General features: G+C 67.6%; 2 protein-coding genes. Both read left to right on the top strand.

Features of this window, described 5'->3' with window-relative positions:
- Positions 1-97: 97 nt before the first annotated feature.
- Complete coding sequence (gene lapB, locus DBR23_RS19205; RefSeq protein ID WP_108499273.1) at positions 98-1255, top strand: lipopolysaccharide assembly protein LapB; 1158 nt, start codon at positions 98-100, stop codon at positions 1253-1255.
- A 37-nt stretch (positions 1256-1292) separates the two neighbouring features.
- The coding region (locus tag DBR23_RS19200; protein WP_108499272.1) for a helix-hairpin-helix domain-containing protein at positions 1293-1653 on the top strand (361 nt) is incomplete at its 3' end.

Genomic DNA, 1653 nt, shown 5'->3' with positions numbered 1-1653 from the left:
CAGGCAGCAGTCGTGGTGGCACCAACGCCCGTAACGGCCCCCGCCGCCAGCGCCACCCCGGCAGCGCCCCCACCACCTCCTGACCTGCCTTCGATCCATGGAATTTGACCTGAGCTGGATACTGCTGGGCCTGCCCCTGGCCTTTGTGCTGGGCTGGCTGGCGTCACGGTTTGACCTGCGCCAGCTGCGCGCCGAAAACCGCCGCGCCCCAAAGGCGTACTTCAAGGGTCTGAACTTCCTGCTCAACGAGCAGCAGGACCAAGCCATCGACGCCTTCATCGAGGCCGTGCAGAACGACCCCGACACCTCCGAGCTGCACTTCGCCCTGGGCAACCTGTTTCGCCGCCGGGGCGAATACGACCGTGCCGTGCGTGTGCACGAGCACCTGCTCTCGCGCGGCGACCTGAGCCGTACTGACCGCGAACGCGCCCAGCATGCGCTGGCGCTCGACTTCCTCAAGGCCGGGCTGCTCGACCGCGCCGAAGATGCGCTGCAGCGCCTGGAGGGCACCCCGTTCGAGGCCCAGGCCCGCCTGGCGCTGCTGGCCATCTACGAACGTTCGCGCGACTGGCCCCATGCCGCCACCATTGCCCGCAAGATGCACGATGCCGATCAGGGCGACTTCAGCACCCGGCAAGCCCACTACCTGTGCGAGCAGGCGCTGGCGCTGAGCGCGCAAGGCGACCTGCCGGGCGCTCAGGCCCTGCTGGACCAGGCAGTGGCCGCTGCTCCCGAGGCCGCGCGCGCGCGCATTGAACTGGCGCGCCTGCAACGCCTGATGGGTCAGCCGGCTGCCGTGCTGTCCACGCTCAAGGCGCTGGGCGAGCGCAACCCCGCAGCGCTGCCCCTGGCCGCCCCGCTGATGGTCGAGGCTGCCACCGCTATCGGCCGCACCCAGGAAGTGCATGCCCTTTTGCAGGCGCACTATGCGCAAGCGCCTTCGCTGGACGTGCTGGAAAGCATCGTTGCCATGGAAGCCGCCGACGAGGCCACCCGCCCATCCGCCCGCCAGCGTTATGTGGAGCACCTGGACAAGGAGCGCTCCCTGGTCGCTGCCGCCAAATGGCTGGCCACCGAAAAGCTGGAACACGAAGAATTCCACCCCCAGGTTCAACGTGCCCTGGACCATGCCGTCAAGCCCCTGACCCGCTACCGCTGCGCGGCCTGTGGCTTCGAGGCGCGCCAGCATTTCTGGCAATGCCCCGGCTGCCAGACCTGGGACAGCTACCCCGCACGCCGGGTCGAAGAACTCTGACCCAAGCCTTCATCCACAACGCTGTAAGACCCTTGCCATGCTGAAGAAACTGCTGACCCTGCTGGTTGCCACGCTGCTCGCCACCGCCACCTGGGCCGCCGTGGACGTGAACACCGCCACCGAGGCCGAACTAGACGGCATCAAGGGCATCGGGCCCGGCCTGTCGGGCCGCATCCTCCAGGAGCGCCAGAGTGCCCCCTTCAAGGACTGGGCCGACTTCATCGGCCGTGTGGGCGGCGTGGGCAACAAGAGTGCCGTCAACTTCTCCAAAGAGGGCCTGACCGTCAACGGCAAGAGGTACAGCGCAGCAGCCGCTGCCAAGGCAGAAGCCAAATCCAGCAAAAAGCACAGCAGCTCCCAGGCTGCAGACCGCAAGGCCCGTGGCAGCGCTAACAAGG

The organism is Acidovorax sp. HMWF018 (assembly GCF_003061035.1).
Classification (GTDB): Bacteria; Pseudomonadota; Gammaproteobacteria; order Burkholderiales; family Burkholderiaceae_C; genus Acidovorax; species Acidovorax delafieldii.
Note: the sequence above shows the minus strand (reverse complement) of the source record. Positions and strands in the feature narration are given on the sequence as shown.